Genomic DNA, 23,087 nt, shown 5'->3' with positions numbered 1-23,087 from the left:
CTGTTCAGAAGCGCCTGACCGCACAGCGGGCGCTGTTCGCCCTATTCGTGCCACTAGGCACCCGGTGCCACCGCTGAAGGAAGTGACAGCTCATGTCCGCACCAGCGCCGTCCCCGCTGGCCATCGTCGACGCCGAGCCCCTGCCCCGGCAGGAAGAGGTCCTCACGGACGCGGCGCTCGCCTTCGTGGCGGAGCTGCACCGGCGGTTCACCCCGCGCCGTGACGAACTCCTCGCCCGCCGGGCCGAGCGCCGCGCCGAGATCGCCCGCACCTCCACGCTCGACTTCCTCCCCGAGACGGCCGCGATCCGCGCGGACGACTCCTGGAAGGTCGCCCCGGCCCCGGCCGCGCTGAACGACCGGCGCGTCGAGATCACCGGCCCCACCGACCGCAAGATGACCATCAACGCGCTCAACTCGGGCGCGAAGGTCTGGCTCGCCGACTTCGAGGACGCCTCCGCGCCCACCTGGGAGAACGTGGTCCTCGGCCAGCTCAACCTGATCGACGCCTACACCCGGAACATCGACTTCACCGACCCGAAGTCCGGCAAGTCGTACGCCCTGCGGCCGGACGAGGAACTGGCGACGGTCGTCATGCGCCCGCGCGGCTGGCACCTGAACGAGCGGCACCTGGCCGACGCCGACGGTACGCCGGTCCCGGGCGCGTTCGTCGACTTCGGCCTGTACTTCTTCCACAACGCGCAGCGGCTGCTGGACCTCGGCAAGGGCCCGTACTTCTACCTGCCGAAGACCGAGTCGCACCTGGAGGCGCGCCTTTGGAACGACGTGTTCGTCTTCGCGCAGGACTACGTCGGCATCCCGCAGGGCACCATCCGCGCCACCGTCCTGATCGAGACGATCACGGCGGCGTACGAGATGGAGGAGATCCTCTACGAACTCCGCGACCACGCCTCGGGGTTGAACGCGGGCCGCTGGGACTACCTGTTCTCCATCGTGAAGAACTTCCGTGACGGCGGCGCCCGGTTCGTCCTGCCGGACCGCAACGCGGTCACAATGACGGCCCCGTTCATGCGGGCGTACACCGAACTCCTCGTCCGCACCTGCCACAAGCGCGGCGCGCACGCGATCGGCGGCATGGCGGCGTTCATCCCGTCCCGCCGGGACGCCGAGGTCAACAAGGTCGCCTTCGAGAAGGTCCGCGCCGACAAGGACCGCGAGGCGAACGACGGTTTCGACGGCTCCTGGGTCGCCCACCCCGACCTCGTCCCGATCGCCATGGAGTCCTTCGACAGGGTCCTCGGCGACAAGCCGAACCAGAAGGACCGGCTGCGCGAGGACGTCCACGTCGAGGCGGCCGACCTGATCGCGATCGACTCGCTGCACGCGAGGCCGACGTACAACGGTCTCGTCAACGCCGTCCAGGTCGGCATCCGGTACATCGAGGCCTGGCTGCGCGGGCTCGGCGCGGTCGCCATCTTCAACCTGATGGAGGACGCGGCCACCGCCGAGATCTCCCGCTCCCAGATCTGGCAGTGGATCAACGCGGGCGTCGAGTTCGAGAACGGCGACAGGGCCACGCCCGAGCTGGCCCGCAAGGTCGCCGCCGAGGAACTGTCTGACATCCGCCAGGAGATCGGCGAGCAGGCCTTCGCCGCCGGCCACTGGCAGGAGGCCCACGACCTGCTGCTGAAGGTCGCCCTGGACGAGAACTACGCCGACTTCCTCACCCTGCCGGCGTACGAGCAGCTCGAGGGCTGACGCCTACGCGGTCCTGTCCGAGTGGCCCAGGGGCTTTCCCGGGGCCACTCGGTCGCGTACGAGGCGCTTGACCAAGGTGGTGCGCGGTTCCCGCGCCGGCCAGGCGGCACGGGGCAGCCGGCGGCACCGTGTGCAGTACTCGATCCGTGCGCGATGGCTCATCGGATGTGCCTCAGCCCAGGTGCACCGACCAGTCCTGTTCCGCCGCCGGCTTGCCGTGCAGGTCGGGCACGCGCCTGAGCCAGTCCGGGCGGCCCGCCTGTGTCCTCCGCGCGCGGGCGGCCTCCTCGGCCGCGAGTTCCTCCCGGCTCGGGAAGTCGCCGGGCAGCCACTCGGGCGAGAGCCGTAGGCGTGCGAGAAGGTAGTCGACGTAGGCGTCCCGGACGTCGTCCGGCGTCGCGAACCCGGCGTCCTCGGCGAGCCAGGCGTCCGGCACCTGCGCGACGATTCCGCGCAGCAGCTCCTCGGTCACCCGGGGAGCCAGTTCCGCGTCGGCGGCGCGGACGTCGGGGCCGTAGTGGCCGAGGGCGTGATGGCGGAAGTCGTACTTCTTGCCCGGTGCCGTGGTGTCCCAGCGGTGGTGGAAGACCAGGGCGGCGCCGTGGTCGATGAGCCACAGGCGGGGCGGAACGGTGCCGAGCGTGGGCCAGACCATGAGGTTGGAGCTGTGCACCGTACGGTCGACGTTGACGGTCAGCGCGTCCAGCCAGACGATCCGGCCCGCCTCCAGCGGCTCCACGAGGAAGCTCCTCGCGATCTCCGGGGTGAAGTCCCGGGCGCCCGGCAGAAAGTCCATGCCGAGGTTCACGCCCGCGCTCGCGCCGTGCAGCTCACGCACCTCCTGGTGCGGCTCGCCGGCGGCGATCGCGGGGTCGAAGTGGACGAGGACCAGCTCGGGGAAGCGCAGGCCGAGCGCGCGGGCGAGCTCGCCGACGATCACCTCGGCGACCAGCGCCTTGTGGCCCTGCGCCGAAGCGGTGAACTTCACGACGTAGGTGCCGTCGTCGTCTGCCTCTACGACCCCGGGGACGGAGCCGCCGGAGCGCAGGGGCGTGACGTAGCGGGTTGCGGTGACCTCTCTGAGCATTTTCCAAGGCCCCCACGGTTGTTCGGCTTACATTCCACGGCCGGCTCGGACGCGGTGCGATCCTCCGGCATGAACCGAGCATAGTGACCAGGCGTGACGGCCGAGGAGTCCTTTCCCGCGCGGGTTCCAGCCCATTGACGACCACTCAACCCGTTCCTACACTGCGGAAATCGATTTCATGGCTGTCGATCGACGGCTTCCTCTCCCCCTACGGAGCCCACCATGGTGGACCTGCTCGGACAGCGGCGGAGGCCGCTTCTGCGCACTCTCGCGGCACTGGTCACCCTCGTCCCCGCGCTCCTGCCGACCGCCGCCCGCGCGGACCGGGCCGACCGGGAGACGACGCGCACGGCGGCAGTCGGTGCCGCGACCTTCACCAACCCGATCCGGCAGCACGTCAGCGACCCGTACGTCATCCGGTACGGCGGTTCCTACTACATGACCAGTACGGACGGCTGCGACGCCCGCTACCTGTGCGTGTGGAAGTCGGCCACCATCACCGGGCTCGCCACGGCCGAGAAGCACGACGTGTTCCACATTCCCGCCGGACAGTCGAACTCGGCCGAGGTGTGGGCGCCTGAAATCCATTACGTGCAGGGCCGTTTCTACATCTACTACACCGCGACCTCGGCGGGCGACGGGTCCGGCCACCGGCTCTTCGTCCTGCAGGCGGCCGGTGGCGACCCGGCAGGCCCGTACACCGAGGCCGACACCGGCTATGCCCACGGACAGCTCCACGAGTCGACCGACCTGTGGGCGATCGATCCGACCGTGTTCGCCGGCAGCGACGGCACGCTGTACATCGCCTGGTCCGGGTGGCCCACCGCCAACGCCCATCAGCAGAACATCTACCTGGCGACGATGAGCGACCCGCTCCACATCAGCGGCAGCCGGGTGCAGATCTCGGCGCCCACCCGGCCGTGGGAGACCGTGGATCTCCCGGACGGCCCCAGCAGCGGCACGGTCGGGTACTTCCCGGTCAACGAGGGACCCGAGGCCTTCCAGCACGCGGGCAGGACCTACCTCACCTTCTCCGCCAGCTTCTGCGGCACCCGCAGTTACGCGGTCGGGCTGCTGACCAACACCGACGGCAATCTGCTCAGCCCCTCGTCCTGGGCCAAGACCGGCCCGATCCTCAAGTACCACGGCAATGTCGCCGGATCCGCCTCGTTCGAGGCCGTCACCTCGCCGGACGGCAACGAGGACTGGTTCCTGGCGCACTCCAACACCCAGGGCTGCGACGCCGGTCGCGAGCTTCGCGCCCAGCGGCTGTACTGGGACGCCCGCGACGGCTCGCCCCTGCCGGGATACCCCGTCGACGACGGAGTGCCGCTCGACGTGCCCTCCGGGGAGCCCGGTTCGGCGCCCTCCGCCGACCCGTACGCCTCGGGCTGGGGCGACGCGTTCGGCGACGCGGCCGAGGGCGACGGCACCAGCGGCCGGAAGGCCGGCACCTGGACCGTCACGGACCCCCGCACCGCGAGCGTGACCTCGCTGGACGGAGTCCGGTGGTCACAGCTCTTCTACGCCTCCAACCCGAACTACGAGAACTACACGGTCTCGGCCGACGCGCGCTGGAGCGCCACCGGCACCACCTCGTCGTACCCCAAGTACGGCATCTACGCCTCGTACGCCGACAAGGACAACCACGTCGAGGTCTTCATCGACCGCACGTACGGGGTGCTCGCCACCCACGCCGTGGTGCAGGGCGTCGAGCAGCCCTGGCAGAACTCGGCCCTGCCGACCGGGTTCGATCCGGCCCAGTACCACACGCTCAAGGTGGTGAAGGCGGGCGCCGGTTACACGTTCTTCCTCGACGGCGCCCAGGCTCAGCAGCGCACCTTCGGCGGCGCGTCCTTCCCGGTACTGCTCAACGGGCAGCCCGGTCTGGTCACCGAGGACACCGCGGCCGACTACCGCGATGTCACGGTCGGCGACACCTTCTGAGCACGCACTCGGCCGCCCGTGCCACATCTCGCGTGTTCCCGCCGCATAGCTCTTGAAATCGATATCACAGACGCTAGGGTGTGGGCCGGTACCGCGAACACGGCCTTCGGGCAAGGCATCTGACACAGACACAGCGCTCACGGACCCGCACGCTCCCTTGTCATGATCACGTAAGCCGAGAGGGGTCATGTACATGACTAGCTCCAGCCGTGCCAGACGCACGGCCCGCACTGCCCTGGCCCTGCTGCTCACCACGGCATCCGCGGCGCTGACCGCGCACAGCGCGCAGGCCGCGACCACTGCCACCCAGGAGGTGGCCTACCACGGCTACCACCTCCGTGTCCCCGCCGACTGGCCGGTCATCGATCTGGCCACCGAGCCGGACACCTGCGTGCGCTTCGACCGGCACGCCGTCTACCTCGGCCACCCCGCAGGTCAGGAGCACTGCCCCACCCACCTCGTGGGACGCACCGAGGCCCTGCTCGTCGAGCCCCTGGACGGCACCGGCACCGCGACGGTCGACCGCGGCACGCTCGTAGCGGCGAAGGGAACCGCGACCTACGCACCCGGGCCTGCCACCGCGGCCGAGACCGGCGAGATCCGGCTGGCCGTGCCCTCCGCCGGGGTCATCGCCACCGCCACGTACGGCACCGGCAGGGCGCCGGCCGAGCGGATCCTGCGCACCGGGCGGCTCGACGGCCAGGCCCGGCCCGGCGCGAGCCGTACCCGGAAGGCGGCCGCCTCCGCCGCCCTGGACGTCGCCGCACAGCCCGGCGCCTACACCGGCAAGGGCTTCGACGCGTGTGCCGCCCCGAGCACCGCCACGATGAACGCCTGGGGTGCGTCGCCCTACCGGGCCGTGGGTGTCTACATCGGCGGCAACAGCCGCGCCTGTGCCCAGCCCGATCTCACCTCGTCCTGGGTGAGCACCGTGACCGGCAACGGCTGGCACCTGATCCCGACGTACGTCGGCTCCCAGGCGCCCTGCACCTCCTTCGGCCACACGGTCTCCACCGATCCGGCCACCGCCCGCAGCCAGGGCACCGCGGAGGCCGACGACGCCGTCTCCCAGGCACAGGCGCTCGGACTCCCGGCCGGCAGCGTCCTCTACGACGACATGGAGGGCTACGACAACACCAACTCCTCCTGCGGCACCGGCGTCCTGAACTACCTCTCCGCCTGGACCGGCGAACTGCACGCGCGCGGCTACCGCTCCGGTGTCTACTCCAGCGCCGGCTCCGGCATGCGTGACCTCGCGGCGCAGTACACCACCGGCGCCTACACCCTCCCGGACCACATCTGGTACGCCTGGTGGAACGGCGTCGCCGACACCGACGCCGGCACGTATGTGCCCGCCGCGGACTGGGCCGACCACCAGCGCATCCACCAGTACTCCGGTGGCTCCGACGAGACCTGGGGCGGTGTCACCGTCGACATCGACGGCGACTACCTCGACGTCGACGGCGGAGGCAGTGCTCCCCCGCCGTCCACCAAGTACTGGGTGGACACCTTCGCCAACCCCCCCGTGTACGCCTCGCCCACCAGCACCACCCGGACCGGCACCCTGAACGCGGGCACCAACTACGTGTACTGCAAGGTGTGGGGCCGTCAGATCGGTGACACCACGACCTACAACCACTGGTGGCTCAAGACCGACCCCGACACCGGACCGGCGGGCCAGTACGTCTCCGCCTACTACCTCACCCGCTGGGGCAACGACGAGGCCAAGGACAACAACGGCACCGTCATCCCCGACTGCTGACCACCGCGCCTCCGGCGGGCCACCGCCCGCCGGAGCAGGCCGGCAGAGTGATATCCATCACAGCAGACTCGGCGACTAGGCGTCCTGCATAGTAGACACGGCTCCGATGACATAGGGGATTTGTCCGGCTTGCCATCGGCATGAACCGCTCCTCGGGCCACGGCACGACGCCCGCTCGGCGCCTTCCCGTATTCGCCGGGCACATCCCTTCGCTGACGGGCCGCCAGGCGTCAGCAAACGTCGCGGCAGCGAATGCGACAGCTCTTCGCTCGGCTGACAAGAGCCCTCCGGGCCTACTAGGCGCGGTAGTGGAAGCCGCCCTTTGCGCTCCTTGTGAAGCCCTCCCGAAAATGAGCGCCCGGCGATCACCGAACGAGGTTGACGAATGGCCAAGCACCGCAAGTCGCAGCAGTACCGGCGCATAGTCGTCGCCGCCGTCGCCATCGGAACCGTGGGCGTGCCGTCCGTCGCGCTGGCCTGTTCCGACTGGCCGTACGGCGGCAAGGACCGGGCCGACGTCGCCGCGACGGGCACACCCCGGCAGCCGGAGCACCACGGTCACCGGCACCAGCACCATCACCACCGCAACGACCACCGCCATGCGAGCACGCCGCAGGCCACCGCGTCCCCCACGCACCGGCCCACCGCACACCCGAGCACCAGCACGAAGGCCGCGGCCCCCACGCCCCGGCCGACCGCCGCTCCCAGCACGGCCACGCCCACGCCCACACCCTCGGCCACCGCGTCCGGTGTCACCGCGCGCGTCGTACAGCTCGTGAACGCCGAGCGCGCCAAGGTGGGTTGCCGTCCCCTGACCGTGAACGCGGAGCTGACCAAGGCGGCGCAGGCGCACAGCGCGGACATGGCGGCCCACCAGAACATGTCGCACACCGGGTCCGACGGGTCGTCCCCGGGCGACCGCATCACGCGGGCCGGCTACAGCTGGAGCGCCTACGGCGAGAACGTCGCCTACGGGTACGCCACCGCGGACCAGGTCATGACGGGCTGGATGAACAGCCCCGGACACCGGGCCAACATCCTCGACTGCTCGTTCCAGGAGATCGGTGTCGGTCTCGCGCAGCCGGGCAGCTACTGGACCCAGGACTTCGGCGCCGCCCGCTGAGGGCGGGTCAGCCGCCCGCCAGGGGGTTCGGCAGCGGCAGGTAGCGGGCGTCCGCGCCGTCGGCGCCGGTCCAGCGCAGCAGCAGGTTGGTCTTGCCGGGCAGCGTGGGCGAGGTGAGCAGGGCGGGGATCTCGGGCAGGTCGTGCCGGGCGAGTTCGCGGCAGGCGGCGGGCCAGGGGTCGAGTCCGGGACGGTGTTCGGCGAGGGCGGCGGCGATCTCGGTGAGGTGGTTGACGACCAGGCAGTACACCAGCCGCTCCCAGCCCGCCGCCCGGGTCACGTCCGGCATCAGCTTGGCGCCCTCGGCGTCCCGGTACAGCACCTGGACGGGCGTGCCGGCCGCGTCCACGGCGACGAGGGTGTTCTGCAGATGGGCCTCCAGGACGACGCCGTGGCCGTCGAACGCCGTCAGGGCGGGCGGCACGACCTGGCGCAGATAGGCCTCCCACCAGGCCTCCGGGTCGGCCGTAGCGGCCAGCGGACTGCCGTCGAAGCCCTCGGCGAGGCCGGCGGCGAGCAGCGGGGTGGCACCCGGCAGCAGGTGGCCGCGCAGGCCGTCGCGGACCAGGACGGCGAGCTCCTCGAAGGCGAAGGCGGCCGTGCGGTAGCCGCGGTCGCTCAGCCAGGCCGCGGGCGGCCCCATCGCCGCGAAGGCGTGCCGGACGGCCGTGTCGGTACGGCGCAGCCTGCGCAGATCGTGGCGCCACAGGCGGCGGATGTCGTTGGTGATGCGGACGTCCAGGCTGAACTTCAGGAACAGGTCGCGCCGGGGCTCGTACACCGTACGGATCGCCGCCGTCGGCCAGGTGTCGAAGGCGGTGGTGCCGAGGCGCAGCAGGCGGCCGTCGGCGAAGGCCTCCGCCAGTTCGCCGCCCACCAGTTCCAGCTGCCAGGGGTGGGCGGGCAGCAGCCGGTAGCCGGGCGGGGCAGCGCCGAGCGCGTCCAGTGCGCGGGTGTCGCCCTCCTCGGCCACCTGGTCCTCGCGGACGCCGAGCAGCACCAGCGGGAAGCGGGCGTGTGCCTCGGGCGCGTACGGCAGCCAGGAGGCGACCGGGCCGCCGCCGCGCGCCTTGGGCGCGGGGTGGTGCGGGTGGCCGCCGATCAGGGACTGCTCGGACCGCAGATACGGGTCCGCGGGCGCTGTCACCCCGGCGCGGGCGGTGAGCAGGGCCGCGACCGCGTCCCGGCTGTCGAGCATCTCGGCGGGCAGGTCGCCGCCGGCCAGCCCGGTGTGCCGGCGCAGCTCCTCGGCGACCAGTTTGACCAGTTCGGAGTGGCCGACGCGGCGCCAGGTCCCGGCCGCGCACACCTCGGGATCGGCGGGGCGCCGGCCGGCCCGCACGCGCAGCAGCCGCCCGCTCGGCAGCCGGTGGACCCGAAGGTCGCCGGGGTGCCCGAGCGGCTCGGCCACCTCGCGCAGCAGGCAGTTCAGCAGGGGCGCGGCCGCGTAGGCGTCGGCGCGGCCGTCGACGGCTCCGGTGGAAGGCGCTCCGGAGGAGGGTGAGGAGTCCACGCGATCCATTCGTTTCGTCCGGGGTGGTCGCGATCAGTATGTCTGTCGTCACCGACAATCGTCCTTCGTGCGCCGTGTACCCGAGGAGCCGACCGTGCACCGTCCCCCCGCCGCCGAAGCCCAGGTCGCCGAGGAGCTGGCCGCCGTCCGGCCCGGGCTGCTGCCCCGGTACGCGGCCGAGCTGCCGGGTGCGCGCGCCGCGGTGCTGACCCGTCTGTGGCGGGCGCTGGCCCATGAGCCGCTGCCGTGGGTCACCGGCCGCCGGCAGGGCGCGCACAGCCTGGCGCTGCGGCTCGCCGACGGCCGGACGCTGTACGGGCCGCACGCGGACCCGTACGCCACGAGCGCGTACGTCACCGGGGTCCGTCTGGACCGGGAGCGCCAGGTGGATCCGGCCGGGCTGATGACCGCGCTCGGGGTGCCGCACGGCGCCGCGTTCGCGGCCGAACTGGCCGACAGCGTGGCCTCGTTGGCGTTGTCGCGGGCCGACGCGGATCACCCGAAGGAGTGGCCGGTGGGGGTCACCCCGGCCGAAGGCGGGGGGCGGGACTGGGAGTGGGAGCAGCGGGTGACCGACGGGCATCCGTACCACCCGGGCTGCCGTTCCCGGCCCGGTTTCTCGGTGGCGGACCAGCTGGCGTACGGCCCGGAGCACCGGCCGGTGGTGGAGCTGGGGACCGTGCCGGTGCCGGCGGACGAATGCCTGGTCACCGGCGAGTGGCCGCGGGAACTCCGGGACGGCGAACGGCTGCTGCTGCCGGTGCACCCGTGGCAGGCGGACCACGTCCTGAAGCGGCCGTACACACCCTGGCGCCCGGCCCACCCGCTGCTCTCCCTGCGCACCCTCGCGCTGCCCGACGGCCCGCATGTGAAGACCGCGCTCAGCGCCCGGCTGACGTCGTCGGTGCGCGACATCTCCCCGTACTCGGTCGCGGCCGCCGCGCCCCTGTCCGCCCTCGGCGAGGAGCTGGCGGCGCGCACCGAGGGCCTGCTGCACGTCACCCGCACGCTGGGCGCGGTCTCGGCCCACTCCCCCGACCTGGCCGCGCTGCTGCGGGAGTCGCCCGAGGGGTACGCCGGTCCGGGCGAGCGGGTCGTCCCCGTGGCCGCGCTCGCCACGACCGGCCTGCCCGGCTCCCCCGCCTGGCTGGCCGCGTTCACCCGGCTGGCGCTGACCGTGGGACTGCGCCTTCTCGACCTCGGCGTGGCCCTGGAGGCGCACGGCCAGAACCTGCTGGTGATCCTGTCGTCCGACGGCACCCCGCTGCGGCTGGTCTACCGCGACCTGGCCGACATCAGGATCAGCCCGGCCCGCCTGACCCGGCACGGCATCGCCCCGCCGCCGCTGACCGGCCGTCTGATCACCGATGACGAAACCGCCCTGCGCCGCAAGCTGTTCGGCTCCCTGGTGGCGGGCGCCCTGGCCGGTACGGCGGGTTCGGGCCCCGCACTGGGAACGGCGCTGGCGTCCGCCGTAGCGGACCTGCCGGACACCCCCGACCTGCGCGCCCTGCGCGAAGGCCCCCTGCCCGCCAAGGCGTTGACCCTGATGCGGCTGTCCCCGCAGGCCCCGGGTGACCGGTGGACGTCGCTGCCGAACCCACTCGTTTTGGAGCACGACCCGTCTGCTCCATAAGATCCGGCGATGATCACAAGACAACGGCTGGCGGCGGGCGTCTGTGCTCTGCTCGCCGCCCTGGCGGCCGGGATCGCGTTCCCCGGCGGGGCCGTCGCCGACGAGACGCAGGCGACCGCCCCGAAGGTCGAACTCGTGCTGGACGTCAGCGGTTCGATGCGGACGCGGGACATCGACGGGGACTCCCGGATGGCAGCGGCGAAGCAGGCGTTCAACGAGGTACTGGACGCGACCCCGCAGGAGGTCCAGCTCGGCATCCGCACGCTGGGCGCCAACTACCGCGGCAACGACCGCAAGGAGGGCTGCAAGGACACCGCGCAGCTCTACCCGGTCGGCCCGCTGAACCGGACCGACGCGAAGACGGCGGTGGCCACGCTGCAGCCGACCGGCTGGACGCCGATCGGGCCCGCGCTGCTGAAGGCGGCGGACGACCTGAGCGGCGGTACCGGTACCCACCGAATCGTGCTGATCAGCGACGGCGAGGACACCTGCCAGCCGCTCGACCCGTGCGAGGTGGCCCGCGAGATAGCGGCCAAGGGCATCGGCCTGACCATCGACACCCTCGGCCTGGTGCCGGACGCCAGGACCCGCGACCAGCTCAGCTGCATCGCGGACGCGACCGGCGGCACCTACACCGACGTACGGCACAGGCAGGAACTGTCCAGCCGTGTCGGGCAGTTGGTGGACCGGGCGGCCGATCCGGTGGTGACGCCGGTGGCCACCCAGGGCGCCGCCCGGTGCGAGGCGGCGCCGACCCTGAAGTCCGGGCTGTACACGGACCGTGAGGAGTTCGGGCAGCAGCGCTGGTACAAGGTCGACGTCGAACCGGGCAAGGAGCTGCGCGCCTCGGTGAGCGTGGCCGACGACCGTGCCGTGAACCCGGACTACGGCGTGCTGCTGCGGGCGGTGACCCTGCACGGACGGGAGATCGTGCGCGGCGAGGCCGCGGGGACCGGCCGTACGGACGTCATCTCGACGGGTCTGCGCTACCCGAAGCCGGAGAGCGACGACGACAACGCGCCCGCGGAGACGGTGTGTCTGCAGGTCACCAGCTCCTTCTCGGCCGCGTCGGGTGTGAAGACCACGCCGGGTCTGCCGCTGGAGCTGACCGTCGACGTCGTGGACGGGCCGTCCGGGCATCACGACGTGGCCTCCTTCGGCCTCGGGCGCGGCTGGTGGCTGCTGGGCGCGCTGGTGCTGACCGGCTTCCTGGGGGGTCTGCTGTGGGGCTGGCTGTCGCGCTGGCGGGTCGCGGTCTGGAGGACGAACTGATGCGGATCACACGTGTACTGGGCGCCGCGCTGCTGGCGCTCGGGATCGCGGCCGGACCGGCCGCGGCCGACTCCTCCCCCTCGCCGAGCGCCTCATCCGACGGCTCGGCGCCCACGCGGGCGGGCACCTCCTTCCGTACGGCGACGGAGATCCGGCAGGGGGAGCAGGCCACCGCGTCCGGCTCCACCGGTGACTACCTGTACTGGTCGTTCCCCGCGGACACCGGGCAGCGGCCCACCGTCAAGGCGACGGTGAAGCTTCCCGCCACGCACGGGGCACAGACCTGGCAGATCGACGTGTACGACGGTCTGCGGCGCCGCCAGGCCTGCCAGTACGGCGCGGCGACCGGCACGGCCGAGCAGGGGGCGTCCTCCCTCGAACTGGCCTGCGTCCTGCGGACGGTGCGCGGCTGGTCGGAGCCCTGGGGCAACGACCCGCTGCCGGGCACGTACTACATCCGGCTGACGGTCGTGGACCTCGGCTCCGCCGACCTGGGCAAGCCGGTCGGCGTCGAGGTCCGCGCCGACGCCGAGGACATCGGCGGCGCGGCGGCGGTGGACGGCTCGCTGGGCAAGCCGCTGGTTCCCGGCATCGCCGTCAAGTCGGAGCGGAGCGGCGGCGGTTCGAAGCCGGCGGTGCTGTCCAGCTTCGGCTCCGACGACGGCTGGTCCTCCGGGTGGTGGACCGACCGGTGGGTGTGGACGGCGATCGGGGGCGTGCTCGCGGCTGTCGCCGGTATCGGCGGCTATGCGCTGACGCGGGGGTCCGGTCGGCCCACGCGGGTGCCGGCCGACGTGTGACCCGACGTGCTCGAAGGCCCGCCTCCGGCGGGCCTTCGCTGTTCCGTTCTCACTCCCGCAGCGCCTTGGCCGGCGGGCCGTCGCCGGTCACCGTCACCCGCCCGTCCCGTACGGCGTCCCTCAGGCCCAGCTCACCCCGGGCTACCGCCTCGCAGGTCGCGGCGTCCATGGTGAGGCGGGCGTCGGGCTCGCCCGGTGCCGGCCCGTCGCCGTACACCGGGCCCCCCTCCGCACCGACCCGCAGATGGAAGTCCCCTTCCTCCAGCCGGACTTCGACCAGGCCCTCCCCTTCCAGAGCCCGCAGCAGCGGCAGGGCGAACCAGTGGGCGCGGACCGCGTCGGTCGGCCGTCGCTCTTTCAGCTCGGCCTCGCCCCACCGCCCGAGCGCCTGGAGCACCGGCAGCAACGCGCGCCCGCGATCGGTGAGTTCGTACACGTAGGCCGCGCCGGGCGGGGGCAGCCTGCGGCGGGTCGTGAGGCCGTCGCGCTCCATGTCCTTCAGCCGGGAGGCGAGTACGTCCGTGCTCACGCCGGGCAGGTCCGCGTGCAGGTCCGTGTAGCGGCGGGGGCCGGCCAGCAGCTCCCTGACGATCAGCAGGGTCCAGCGGTCGCCGACGAGGTCGAGGGCGCGGGCTGCGGAGCAGTACTGGTCGTAGCTTCGGCGAGGTGGCATGCGACGCAGTCTAGACAAGATGTTGGACTTTCCAAGCGTCCACTTGGTAAAACCAAGTAACACCAGTTTCCGGAGGGGCGCATGGAGTTCCGGCAGTCGAACAAGCTCAGCGAGGTCTGTTACGAGATCCGCGGCCCGGTGATCGAGCACGCCAACGCGCTGGAGGAGGCGGGGCACAGCGTGCTGCGCCTGAATACCGGCAACCCCGCGGCCTTCGGCTTCGAGGCGCCGGAGGAGATCCTCCAGGACATGATCCGGATGCTGCCGCAGGCGCACGGCTACACCGACTCCCGGGGCGTCCTCTCCGCCCGCCGCGCGGTCGCCCAGCGCTATCAGACCCTGGGCCTGGAGGTCGGGGTCGACGACGTCTACCTCGGCAACGGCGTCTCGGAGCTGGTCTCCATGGCCGTACAGGCGCTGGTCGAGGACGGTGACGAAATCCTCATCCCCGCACCGGACTTCCCGCTGTGGACGGCCGCGACCACCCTCGCCGGCGGCAAGGCGGTCCACTACCTGTGCGACGAGCAGGCCGACTGGAACCCGGATCTGGCCGACATGGCGTCGAAGATCACGGACCGCACGAAGGCCGTGGTCATCATCAACCCGAACAACCCCACGGGCGCGGTGTATCCCAAGGAGGTCGTCGAGGGCATCCTGGACCTGGCCCGCCGGCACGGCCTGATGGTGTTCGCCGACGAGATCTACGACCAGATCCTGTACGACGACGCCGTCCACCACTCGGCCGCAGCACTCGCCCCCGACCTCGTCGTCCTCACCTTCTGCGGCCTGTCGAAGACCTACCGGGTGGCGGGCTTCCGCTCCGGCTGGCTGGTGGTGACGGGCCCCCGGCAGCACGCCAAGGACTATCTGGAGGGCCTGACCATGCTGGCCTCCATGCGCCTGTGCGCCAACGCGCCCGCCCAGTACGCCATCCAGGCCGCGCTCGGCGGCCGCCAGTCCATCCGCGAACTGACGCTGCCCGGCGGCCGGTTGTACGAGCAGCGCAACGTGGCCTGGGAGCGGCTCAACGAGATCCCCGGGGTGTCCTGCGTGAAGCCCAAGGGCGCGCTGTACGCGTTCCCGCGCATCGACCCGAAGGTGCACCGGATCCACGACGACGAGAAGTTCGTGCTGGACCTCCTCCTCCGCGAGAAGATCCAGGTCGTCCAGGGCACCGGCTTCAACTGGCCCTCCCCCGACCACTTCCGCATCCTCACCCTGCCGCACGCGGAGGACCTGGAGGCGGCGATCGGCCGCATCGGCCGGTTCCTCGGCGGGTACCGGCAGCATTAGCCCGTCCGGTGGCCTCTGTGCGAAGATCGCCCCGCATGATCAGGGGGGACCGGCACGGGGGGACGGGCACACCGGCCGTCGGTGCGCCCACGACCGGCGTCGCGCCGCTGTTTCTCCCTGGTCGGTTCCAAGTGACCAGACCTGATGAGGATGACCAGGGGGAACTGCGTTGTCGAGGTACCGAATACGTTGGACGGCCGTGGCCGTGGCCATGATGTGCGGGGCGGCGGCCGGGCTCGCGACGCCCGCCGCGCAGGCGGCGTCGCCCTCGCCGCCGGGCCCGGCCGCCGGGCAGGATGCCCGGCAGGCCGCGCGGTTCTGGACCGCGCAACGCATGGCGGACGCCCGCCCGCTGGACGCGGCACGGGTGGCGCCGAGCGGGCCGGGGCAGTCGGTCGCGGCGGCCGGCCGGCCCCAGGCCACGATGTTCGGCGGGAACCCGCTGATCGGAACCTTCTTCGGGTCCGACGGGCCGGGCGGTACCACCTGGCACTGCACCGGCAGTGTGATCGACACCCCGGCGCGGAACATCGTCCTCACCGCGGCCCACTGCGCCCTGAGCATGAAGGGCGACTATGTCTTCGTCCCGAAGTTCGTGCAGGGCGCCGGACCCGACCAGCAGCCGTACGGCATCTTCCCCGTCCAGCGGACCTTCATCGACCACCGGTACATGCCCGACAAGGGGTCGTCGACCACGAAGACGCCCGCGTCCGACCTGGACACCGCGTTCGCCACGGTCTCGGCCAACCAGCGCGGCCAGAGCCTCCAGGACGCGGTCGGCGGCGGACTGACCTTCACCCGCGCGAACGGCTACACGCACAAGAACGTGACCGTCGTCGGCTACCCCGCCTACGGGCACAACAGCGCCGGGCGCGCCATCCAGTGCACCGTGCCGACCGGTCAGCTCCCCGGCTACCGGCAGATGTCGATGACCTGCGGCGGCTACTACGGCGGCGTGTCCGGCAGCCCGTGGATCACCGACTACCAGGACGACGCACACACCGGGCACGTCATAGGCAACCTCGGCGGGTACAACGGCGGCGGCAACGACGCGAACGTCGACTACATCAGCTACGCCCCGGCGTTCGGCGACGACGCCGCGAACCTCCTCGCCGACGCGGTGGCGAACCAGGACCCGCCCGCCGGCCTGCCGCCCTACACGGGGCTGCAGCTGCCCGGTGGTGCGGCCCGCTGGCAGAAGGCCACGCTGATGGCCTCGGCCGACTACACCGGCGACCATCTCGGCGACCTGCTCGTCGTCTGGTCCGACGGCGGGGTCACGCTGTACCCCGGGGACGGACAGGGCGGGTTCGGGCCCGAGAAGCGGCTGCTGACGGCCAACTCCACCTGGACGCACGCCCGGAGCATCGCCGGCGGGACCTTCGGCGGCACCCGGCCCGGCCTGCTGGTGCGCTGGTCCGACGGCGAGGTCAGCCTGTACCCGGACCTCGACGCCTCGGGAGTGGGCCGGGAGGTGCAGATGGCGAAGCCAGAGTCGGACTGGAAGAACGCCGTACAGCTCACCGCCGGGCAGTTCCACGGCGCGAAGGGCGCGACCGATCTTCTGGTGCGCCGGTCCGACGGCAGCCTGGTCCTGTACTCCGGGATCCGCACCGGCTCCTTCGGCACCGGCAGGCGGATCCTCGCGGCGAACGGCACCTGGACCAAGGCCACGCTGCTGAGCGGCGGTGCCCTCAGCGGGACGGCGGGCGCGGACCTCCTCGTGCGCTGGTCCGACGGCTCGCTCGACAGCTACTCCGGTGTCTCGGCCGCCGGGCCCGGCACCCGCTCACGGCTGCTCGGCCCGAACGGCACCTGGCAGCATGCCCAGGTCATGGCCTCGGGCGACCTCACCGCCGACCACACCGGCAACGACCTCGTCGTGCGCTGGTCCGACGGCGAGACCTCGCTGTACGCCGACACCGGCGCCAATGCCCTCGGCACCGAGAACACGCTGGTTCCGCCGGGCACCTGACCGGCGCGACGACACCTCAGGGGGATCGATGCCCGCGACGACCCGGCTGACCACCGGCCTCGCCGTCCTCGCCACCGGCCTGGCCCTGGCGGCCTGCGGCACGACGACCACGACCACCGCCGAGGGCACGGCCGCGCCGCCGTGCCGTACCGCCTCGCTGGCCTGGACGCTGGCGAAGCTCGGCACGGAGCGGGGCACCGGCCGGGCCCAGGCACGGCTGACCGCCGTCAACAAGGGCCCGGGAACCTGTGTGTTCGACGGCTACCCGGGGCTGGAGATCCACAACGGCAAGGCGGAGAGCATCGAGGGCAGCGGGCACGGGCACCCGGCCGCCGTCGCCCTGCCCGCGAAGGCGGCGGTCACCGTGGACCTCCGGTACACGCCCGGCGGCACGAACGGCGCCGGCGACTGGTGCGTGCGGCAGCGCGAGGCGGTGGTCCGGGCACCGCACGACTCCCGCGCGGCCGTCGTACCGGTCACGGACGCGCACCGGAAGGCCACCGCGATCGACGCCTGCGGGGACACCGTGTCGCTGGCGCCCCTGCGGCGCACGCCGCAGGGGCACTGACCCGCCAAGGGGGCCGCGCACCTCGTCGTCGCCCTGCTGGTGCAGGACGGGGTGCTCGACCTGGACCGTGAAGTCGGCGACCGGACTCGTGGGTGACGCGGAAGAGGGCTTCACCGTCGAGGAGTTGGCCCTGGGCCTGCCGGCGGAGGCGGAGTCGCGCTGGGTGGACGTGCAGCCGCTGGTGCCGACCCCGGAGGAGGCCGCCCTGCTGAAGGAGCGGGCGGCGGCCCCGGACAGCGTGCGGGCCATCGCCTTCAACGCGCACACGCCGGAGCCGACCGACATCGTGGTCTTCGGCAACCACCCCCGGGTCAGGGCGCTCGGTCAGCACCGTGGACGGCAGGCCGCCGCTGTTCACGCCCGCGACGGCGGCCCTGTTCGGCGAACTGCGCACCCCGGGCGGGCCGGACCTGGTCACCGGCAGCGCGGACCACTTCGCGCGCGGCTTCGAGCACACTCCCGCGCTCTACCCGTTCCTCGACGCCGGCACCTTCGGGCACAGCGGCGCGGCCGGCTCGCTGGGCTTCGCCGACCCGGCGAACGGCATCGCGTACGGCTACACCCGGCGCCGCTTCGGATTCCCCTCCGGAGTGGGCGCCGCCCCGGAGAACGGCCGTCTGGCCGAGTCCGTCCTGCGGGCTGCCGCCTCCCTGTGACACGGTGCTGACAGGCGAGCGGGAAGGGCGCTGACGTGGGTGACCTCTTTCTCGTCCGGCACGGTGAGACCGAGTGGTCGCGGTCCGGACGGCACACCGGCTGGACCGACCTGCCCCTCACCGAGCACGGGCGGGAGGAGGCGCGCCGGCTGGTGCCGCTGATCCGCTCGCACCGGATCGGGGCCGCGTTCGTCAGCCCCCTGCAGCGGGCCCGGGAGACCGCCGAACTCATCGGGATCCCGGACGCCCGGGTCGACGCCGACCTGCGCGAGTGGGACTACGGCGGGTACGAGGGCGTGACCACCGTCGAGATCCAGCGGAGCCGGCCGGGCTGGTTCCTGTTCACGGACGGGGTCGCGCCGGGGCCGCCGGAGCATCCGGGCGAGAGCCCGGAGCAGGTCGGCGAGCGCGCCGACCGGATGCTGGGCAAGGTCGACGCCGCCCTCGCCGACACCGAGGGCGTGGTCGTCCTGATCGCCCACGGCCACTTCCTCCGCGTCCTCACCGCCCGTCGCCTCGGCCTCCCGCCGCAGCACGGGGCGCTGTTCCAGCTGGCGACGGGAACCCTGTGCCGGCTGGGCACGGAGCACGAGCGGCCGGTGGTCGCGGGGTGGAACATCCGGCCGCGGGAGTAAGCCCCGGGCACGGAGCTGGGTGCGGGCGGCCGGGCGGGTTGTCGGACCCGGGTCGTACTCTGCGAAACGGGCCGTGTGACGGGCGGCCCGGGACAGGGGACGGCACCGGAAGGAGCGCGCTGTGAGCCGAGCGCCGACCGCCGCGCAGCGGCGGGTGATCGAGGCCGCCGATCCGGTCACCGGACGGCTGCGCGGCACGGAGGCGCAACTGGCGGCACTGGTGCAGCGGGGACTCGCCTTCCGGCACCCGCGGCCGCCGCACGAGCACTTCCTGACCCCGGCCGGACATCGCATACGGGAGGCGGTGCCCGCGGCGGAACCGGCCCGGCCCGCGGCGGACGCGGGGGTGTTCGCGGCACGGGCCGGGGATGAGCAGGAGCCGCCCGCGGACGGTCCGGCGCGGCTGCGTGAGGTGCACGGCGCTTGGCAGGGGCTGCTGGAGCTGCGCCGGATGACCAACCCCGACGGCGCGGTGGACCGGCCGTGCGGCTGGGAGCGCGCGCATCTGGTGCGGGCGGCGGCGCTGGCCCTGGAGGCGGCCGGGCACCGTCCGGCGAGCGGGAGCGCGGACGGTTACCGAGTGCGGGCGACCCCGCAGCCGGAGGCGGTCGCCGTGTACGCGCCGGACGCGGAGAGCCTGGCGGCCTGCGCGGCCACGCTGGAGCGCGCGGGCTGGCAGGCCGGCGAGTACACCGAGCCGCGCACGAGGGCGCGCTATCTGCTGGCATCGCCGCGCCGGGTGTGAGCGGCGTGCCAGGATCGATCGACCGGATATCCGCATGCGAGAGGGGCAAGCAGTGGCCGAACCGTTTTCCGTCCGTGTGACCGTCCGCGGCTACGAGACCGACACCCAGGGACACCTGAACCAGTCCGTGTACCTCAACTACGCGGAGCACGCCCGCTGGTCGCTGCTCCAGGCGGCCGGCATCAGCCAGGCCCGGCTGGTGGGCCGGGGCGTGGGCCCGGTGGCGCTGGAGACGACGATCCGCTTCCTGCACGAGCTGCTCGCCGGCGACGAGGTCGATGTGACCTGTGAGTTCGAGTGGGGCGGCGGCAAGACCTTCCGGATCGTGCAGGAGATACGCAAGACCGACGGCACCCTGGCGGCCGGAGTCAGCGGGGTGGGCGGCCTGCTGGATCTGAAGGAGCGCAAGCTGGTCGCCGACCCGCGCGAGGTGTTCAAGGAGCTGACGACGGACCTGGCCCTGTTCGGCCTGTAGGCCCAGCCTCTGCAGGGTGCGGGTGACCGTCCGGCGGCTGATGCCCTCGATGCAGCGCTCCGGTTCCGGGCGGATCAGCCCGCGCCGAAAGCCTCCTTGTGGTCCTCGGCCCACTCCCGGAAGGTCCGGGCCGGCCGGCCCAGCACCTCCGGCACGTCCTCGGTGACCACCGCGTTGCCGCCGTCACGGACGAACGCGATGCCGGTCAGGACGCCGTCCGCCCGGACCCCGTCGAAGCCCCAGACGGTGCGGAGGAAGTCGCGGGTCCGGTCCGGCGACAGGTTCCGGACCGGGACCGGGCGGCCCAGGATCCCGGCGAGCACGGCGGCCTGGCCGGGTACGGTGACGGCCTCGGGCCCGGTCAGCGTGTACGTCCGCCCCCCGTGCCCGGGCCCGACCAGCGCCGCGACCGCGACCGCGGCCACATCACGCGGATCGACGACGCCCGACGCCCCGTCGCCGGTCATGTTGGGCACCGGCTCTCCCGCCCGGAGCGGCTCCGCCCAACTCAGCGTGTTGGAGGCGAACGACGACGGCCGCAGCACCGTCCACTCGGCGCCACTGTCGCGCACGGCACGCTCGCCGTCCAGGTGCCAGACCCCGGAGGGGCCGACCGCGGCATCGCCGGTGCCGATGGCGGAGAGCTTCACCAGCCGTCGTACGCCCGCCGCTCCGGCCGCCGCGACCAGCGCCGCGTCCTGGCCCTCGTCGGGGCCGGGCGGACGGAGCAGGAAGGCGGCCGTCACACCCGCCAGCGCGGCCTCCAGGGACGCCGGCTCGCGGAAGTCCCCGCGCACCACCTCCACCCCGGCGGGCACCCGTGCCTTCGCCGGGTCGCGAGTGAGGGCGCGCACCTTCTCACCGCGCGCGGCCAGCTGTCGTACGACGTCACGTCCGATGGTGCCCGTGGCACCCGTCACCAGAATCATGAGGTCCACCGTGGACCGGCCGGCGCGCTCGGCTCTTGGAAATTCCGGCACGGACGGCCCGCCCGGACGGCGGCGCCGGGCGCTTACGGTGGAGAGGTGCCGAACACAGCCGCCGCACCCGAGACCACCGCCGTGCCGCACACCACCGCCTGGCAGGTCCACAGCACGCCCGGGGTTCTGCGCCCGTGGCTCGCCGGGGTGCGGACCGTGTCCTTCGCCGAGCCGCCCGAGGAGGCGTTCGTCCATCTGCCCGACGCGGTGACCAAGGTGGTGCTGCGGATGACGGCGGACGGGCGGCGGGACGTCCTCGCGGTCGGGCCGCGGGTGCGGGCGACGTACCACGAGGGGAAATCGCACCTCTCGTGTGTGGAGCTGCGCCTCGCACCCGGTACGGCCCGGCCCCTGCTGGGAGTTCCGGCCGCCGGGCTGGTCGGCCGGGTCGCGTCGCTGGACGAGCTGCCGGGCGGGGCGGCGCACCGGCTCGCGCGCGAGTTGCGCCGGCTGGATCCTGGGGAGGCGCTGCCCCGGCTCGCCGAGGTGCTGCCCGGGCTGCTGTCCGACGCCGCGGATCCGGCCCGCACGGCGCTGCTGCGGGCGGGCGTGGCGGCGTTGTCGGTACGGCTGGACAGGGCGCCCGCGCAGGTCCGGGAGGTGGCCCGGGAACTGGCCGTCAGCGAGCGTCAGTTGCGGAACCTGTTCGCCGAGGGCGTCGGGGTCTCCCCCAAGCACTACGCCCGCATCGACCGGGTCCGCACGGTCGTCACCCGGGCCGGAAGCGCCCGCTGGTCCGAACTCGCCGCGGCCACCGGCTACTTCGACCAGTCGCACATGACGTCCGACTTCCGCGCTCTGATGGGCGTCCCGCCCAGGTCGTACCTCACCGGCCGGCTGCCCGCGGTCACGCCCTGCCAGGCGGGCCCCCGCGCCTGAACGGAATTCGGATGCGCGGCACCGCATGTCGCTGCCATGCTGCGGACCCATGCCCGCACGACGCGTCAGGCCCAGCCGCTGCATCTCCGTCGACATCGAGGCCGACGGGCCGATCCCGGGGCCGTACTCCATGCTGAGCATCGGCGCGGCCGTGGCCGGCACGCAGGACGCCGACGGCTTCACCCCGGCGGACCCGGAGGAGCAGACCTTCTACCGCGAACTGCGGCCGATCTCCGAGAAGTTCGTCCCCGAGGCGCTGGTGGTCAGCGGCCTGGACCGGCAGCGGCTCGCGGTGGAGGGCGCCGAACCGGCCGTCGCGCTGGCAGAGTTCGGCGCCTGGGTGCGGGAGGTGAGCGCGGGCGCGCAGCCGGTGATGTGCGGATATCCGGCGTCGTACGACTGGACGTTCCTGTACTGGTATCTGATCAGGTTCACCGGAGAGAGTCCCTTCGGGCACTCCGGCTGCCTGGACATGAAGACGCTGTACGCCACCAAGGCCGGGCTGCCGCTGCGGGCGGTGGCCAAGGGCACGATGCCCCGGCACCTCCTCTCCCGGCGCCGGCACACGCACCACGCTCTGGACGACGCCATCGAGCAGGCGGAGCTGCTGGCGAACCTCATGGCGTGGCCCGGTCCCGGCGGAGCGGCACCGGTACCTGGTTGAAGCCGTAGTAGAGGGCGAGCAGGCCGTGCGCGGCCAGGGTGAGCGGGGCCGAGACGAAGGCCAGGCCCACCGTGACCGGATAGCCGAGGGAACCCAGGGCGAAGCGGGCCCGGGTCGCCCGGGCCGCCGCGGTGTCCACGCGCGCGTCGAAGAGGTGGCCGGTGCGGGTGAGGTGCCACCACAGGGCCTGGAAGGTGAGGGCCATGGCGACCATGACCAGGCTGTAGACCGCGGCCGCCACGTGCGAGGCGGCGCCCTCGCGCAGGTACTCGGCGAGCATGGCGGTCGGCCAGGGCACGGCGGCCACGACCATCAGCACCAGCAGGTTCAGGAACATCAGCGGCCGGTCGACGCGGGCGACATAGCTGAACAGCTGGTGATGGTTGACCCACATGATGCCGATGACCAGGAAGCTGACCACATAGGCGGCGTACGACGGCCACTGCGCGCCGATCGCGTGCCACAGGCCGCCGTGGTCACCCGTCCTCGGCACCTTGATGTCCAGGACGAGCAGGGTGATGGCGATGGCGAACACCCCGTCGCTGAAGGCCTCGACACGGCCGGACTCGTTCATGGCCCAAGACTGCCGTACGCGCCCGCGCGGGGGCCCGCGGGGGGCCGGCCCCCCCCCGGGGGTGAGGCGGGGGTGAGTGGGGGGGGGGGGGGTTGGGGCCCCCCCCCCACCG

General features: G+C 72.8%; 22 protein-coding genes. 16 read left to right on the top strand and 6 right to left on the bottom strand.

The window, feature by feature from the left end:
* Positions 1 to 92 precede the first annotated feature (92 nt).
* The gene (aceB, locus tag ABT288_RS30665; RefSeq protein WP_351614501.1) at positions 93 to 1,718 is read left to right on the top strand and encodes a malate synthase A; all 1,626 of its coding nucleotides are present in this window, start codon (positions 93 to 95) and stop codon (positions 1,716 to 1,718) included.
* 3 nt (positions 1,719 to 1,721) lie between these two features.
* Here aceB and ABT288_RS30660 read toward each other — a convergent pair whose 3' ends face one another.
* Together ABT288_RS30660 and ABT288_RS30655 are read right to left on the bottom strand one after the other, a co-directional pair.
* Entirely contained in the window at positions 1,722 to 1,880 is a 159-nt protein-coding gene (locus tag ABT288_RS30660) for an Rdx family protein (protein ID WP_351614499.1), read from the bottom strand.
* A 10-nt stretch (positions 1,881 to 1,890) separates the two neighbouring features.
* Positions 1,891 to 2,805, bottom strand: a complete 915-nt coding sequence (locus ABT288_RS30655; protein ID WP_351614496.1) for a HipA family kinase — start codon at positions 2,803 to 2,805, stop codon at positions 1,891 to 1,893.
* Positions 2,806 to 3,027: 222 nt separating this feature from the next.
* Between ABT288_RS30655 and ABT288_RS30650 the strand changes: the two genes are divergently transcribed.
* The 3 genes from ABT288_RS30650 (at position 3,028) to ABT288_RS30640 (ending at position 7,637) form a co-directional block, all read left to right on the top strand.
* Positions 3,028 to 4,752, top strand: coding sequence for a glycoside hydrolase family 43 protein (locus ABT288_RS30650; RefSeq protein ID WP_351614493.1), 1,725 nt, complete (start codon positions 3,028 to 3,030; stop codon positions 4,750 to 4,752).
* Between the two features lie 193 nt (positions 4,753 to 4,945).
* Positions 4,946 to 6,514 carry a DUF1906 domain-containing protein gene (locus tag ABT288_RS30645; RefSeq protein ID WP_351614491.1) on the top strand — a complete coding sequence of 523 codons (1,569 nt, stop codon included), beginning with the start codon at positions 4,946 to 4,948 and terminating at the stop codon, positions 6,512 to 6,514.
* Between the two features lie 385 nt (positions 6,515 to 6,899).
* A complete protein-coding gene (locus ABT288_RS30640) occupies positions 6,900 to 7,637 on the top strand; it encodes a CAP domain-containing protein (RefSeq protein WP_351614489.1) in 738 nt (245 codons plus the stop codon).
* A gap of 7 nt (positions 7,638 to 7,644) precedes the next feature.
* Here the strand turns inward: ABT288_RS30640 and ABT288_RS30635 are convergent, their stop codons facing one another.
* A complete protein-coding gene (locus tag ABT288_RS30635) occupies positions 7,645 to 9,159 on the bottom strand; it encodes an IucA/IucC family protein (protein ID WP_351614487.1) in 1,515 nt (504 codons plus the stop codon).
* 85 nt (positions 9,160 to 9,244) lie between these two features.
* On the opposite strand from ABT288_RS30635, the gene ABT288_RS30630 reads away from it, so the two are divergent.
* From ABT288_RS30630 to ABT288_RS30620, 3 genes are read left to right on the top strand one after another with little or no spacing between them, the layout of a single operon-like run.
* Entirely contained in the window at positions 9,245 to 10,786 is a 1,542-nt protein-coding gene (locus tag ABT288_RS30630) for an IucA/IucC family protein (protein WP_351614484.1), read from the top strand.
* 9 nt (positions 10,787 to 10,795) lie between these two features.
* Positions 10,796 to 12,058: a VWA domain-containing protein gene (locus ABT288_RS30625; protein WP_351614482.1), complete on the top strand. Its 1,263-nt coding sequence runs from the start codon at positions 10,796 to 10,798 to the stop codon at positions 12,056 to 12,058.
* Positions 12,058 to 12,858, top strand: a complete 801-nt coding sequence (locus ABT288_RS30620) for a hypothetical protein (RefSeq protein ID WP_351614480.1) — start codon at positions 12,058 to 12,060, stop codon at positions 12,856 to 12,858. Before ABT288_RS30625 ends, ABT288_RS30620 begins: the two co-directional genes overlap by 1 nt.
* A gap of 49 nt (positions 12,859 to 12,907) precedes the next feature.
* Here ABT288_RS30620 and ABT288_RS30615 read toward each other — a convergent pair whose 3' ends face one another.
* Positions 12,908 to 13,531, bottom strand: a complete 624-nt coding sequence (locus tag ABT288_RS30615) for a winged helix-turn-helix transcriptional regulator (protein ID WP_351614478.1) — start codon at positions 13,529 to 13,531, stop codon at positions 12,908 to 12,910.
* Positions 13,532 to 13,612: 81 nt separating this feature from the next.
* On the opposite strand from ABT288_RS30615, the gene ABT288_RS30610 reads away from it, so the two are divergent.
* From ABT288_RS30610 to ABT288_RS30580, 7 genes are all read left to right on the top strand, one after another.
* Positions 13,613 to 14,824, top strand: a complete 1,212-nt coding sequence (locus tag ABT288_RS30610) for a pyridoxal phosphate-dependent aminotransferase (RefSeq protein ID WP_351614476.1) — start codon at positions 13,613 to 13,615, stop codon at positions 14,822 to 14,824.
* A gap of 199 nt (positions 14,825 to 15,023) precedes the next feature.
* The gene (locus tag ABT288_RS30605) at positions 15,024 to 16,799 is read left to right on the top strand and encodes a trypsin-like serine peptidase (RefSeq protein WP_351614474.1); all 1,776 of its coding nucleotides are present in this window, start codon (positions 15,024 to 15,026) and stop codon (positions 16,797 to 16,799) included.
* Positions 16,800 to 16,827: 28 nt separating this feature from the next.
* Positions 16,828 to 17,367, top strand: coding sequence for a DUF4232 domain-containing protein (locus ABT288_RS30600; protein ID WP_351614471.1), 540 nt, complete (start codon positions 16,828 to 16,830; stop codon positions 17,365 to 17,367).
* Between the two features lie 332 nt (positions 17,368 to 17,699).
* On the top strand, positions 17,700 to 18,023 hold the full coding sequence (locus ABT288_RS30595) for a hypothetical protein (protein WP_351614468.1): 324 nt from the start codon (positions 17,700 to 17,702) through the stop codon (positions 18,021 to 18,023).
* 35 nt (positions 18,024 to 18,058) lie between these two features.
* Positions 18,059 to 18,658, top strand: coding sequence for a histidine phosphatase family protein (locus ABT288_RS30590; protein WP_351614465.1), 600 nt, complete (start codon positions 18,059 to 18,061; stop codon positions 18,656 to 18,658).
* Positions 18,659 to 18,779: 121 nt separating this feature from the next.
* Complete coding sequence (locus ABT288_RS30585) at positions 18,780 to 19,403, top strand: hypothetical protein (RefSeq protein ID WP_351614462.1); 624 nt, start codon at positions 18,780 to 18,782, stop codon at positions 19,401 to 19,403.
* A gap of 52 nt (positions 19,404 to 19,455) precedes the next feature.
* Positions 19,456 to 19,878 carry an acyl-CoA thioesterase gene (locus tag ABT288_RS30580; RefSeq protein ID WP_351614459.1) on the top strand — a complete coding sequence of 141 codons (423 nt, stop codon included), beginning with the start codon at positions 19,456 to 19,458 and terminating at the stop codon, positions 19,876 to 19,878.
* A 74-nt stretch (positions 19,879 to 19,952) separates the two neighbouring features.
* Here the strand turns inward: ABT288_RS30580 and ABT288_RS30575 are convergent, their stop codons facing one another.
* Positions 19,953 to 20,816 (bottom strand): NAD(P)H-binding protein, encoded by an 864-nt coding sequence (locus tag ABT288_RS30575; RefSeq protein WP_351614456.1) that lies wholly within the window; start codon positions 20,814 to 20,816, stop codon positions 19,953 to 19,955.
* A gap of 123 nt (positions 20,817 to 20,939) precedes the next feature.
* On the opposite strand from ABT288_RS30575, the gene ABT288_RS30570 reads away from it, so the two are divergent.
* Together ABT288_RS30570 and ABT288_RS30565 are read left to right on the top strand one after the other, a co-directional pair.
* Positions 20,940 to 21,737, top strand: coding sequence for a helix-turn-helix domain-containing protein (locus ABT288_RS30570; RefSeq protein ID WP_450860881.1), 798 nt, complete (start codon positions 20,940 to 20,942; stop codon positions 21,735 to 21,737).
* Positions 21,738 to 21,786: 49 nt separating this feature from the next.
* Complete coding sequence (locus tag ABT288_RS30565; protein WP_351614453.1) at positions 21,787 to 22,401, top strand: 3'-5' exonuclease; 615 nt, start codon at positions 21,787 to 21,789, stop codon at positions 22,399 to 22,401.
* Here the strand turns inward: ABT288_RS30565 and ABT288_RS30560 are convergent.
* Positions 22,355 to 22,975 (bottom strand): TMEM175 family protein, encoded by a 621-nt coding sequence (locus tag ABT288_RS30560; RefSeq protein ID WP_351614450.1) that lies wholly within the window; start codon positions 22,973 to 22,975, stop codon positions 22,355 to 22,357. The two genes, ABT288_RS30565 and ABT288_RS30560, sit on opposite strands and share 47 nt — an antisense overlap.
* Positions 22,976 to 23,087 lie beyond the last annotated feature (112 nt).

Origin of the sequence: Streptomyces sp. NPDC001093 (genome assembly GCF_040298985.1) — a bacterium.
Taxonomy (GTDB): domain Bacteria; phylum Actinomycetota; class Actinomycetes; order Streptomycetales; family Streptomycetaceae; genus Streptomyces.
Note: the sequence above shows the minus strand (reverse complement) of the source record. Positions and strands in the feature narration are given on the sequence as shown.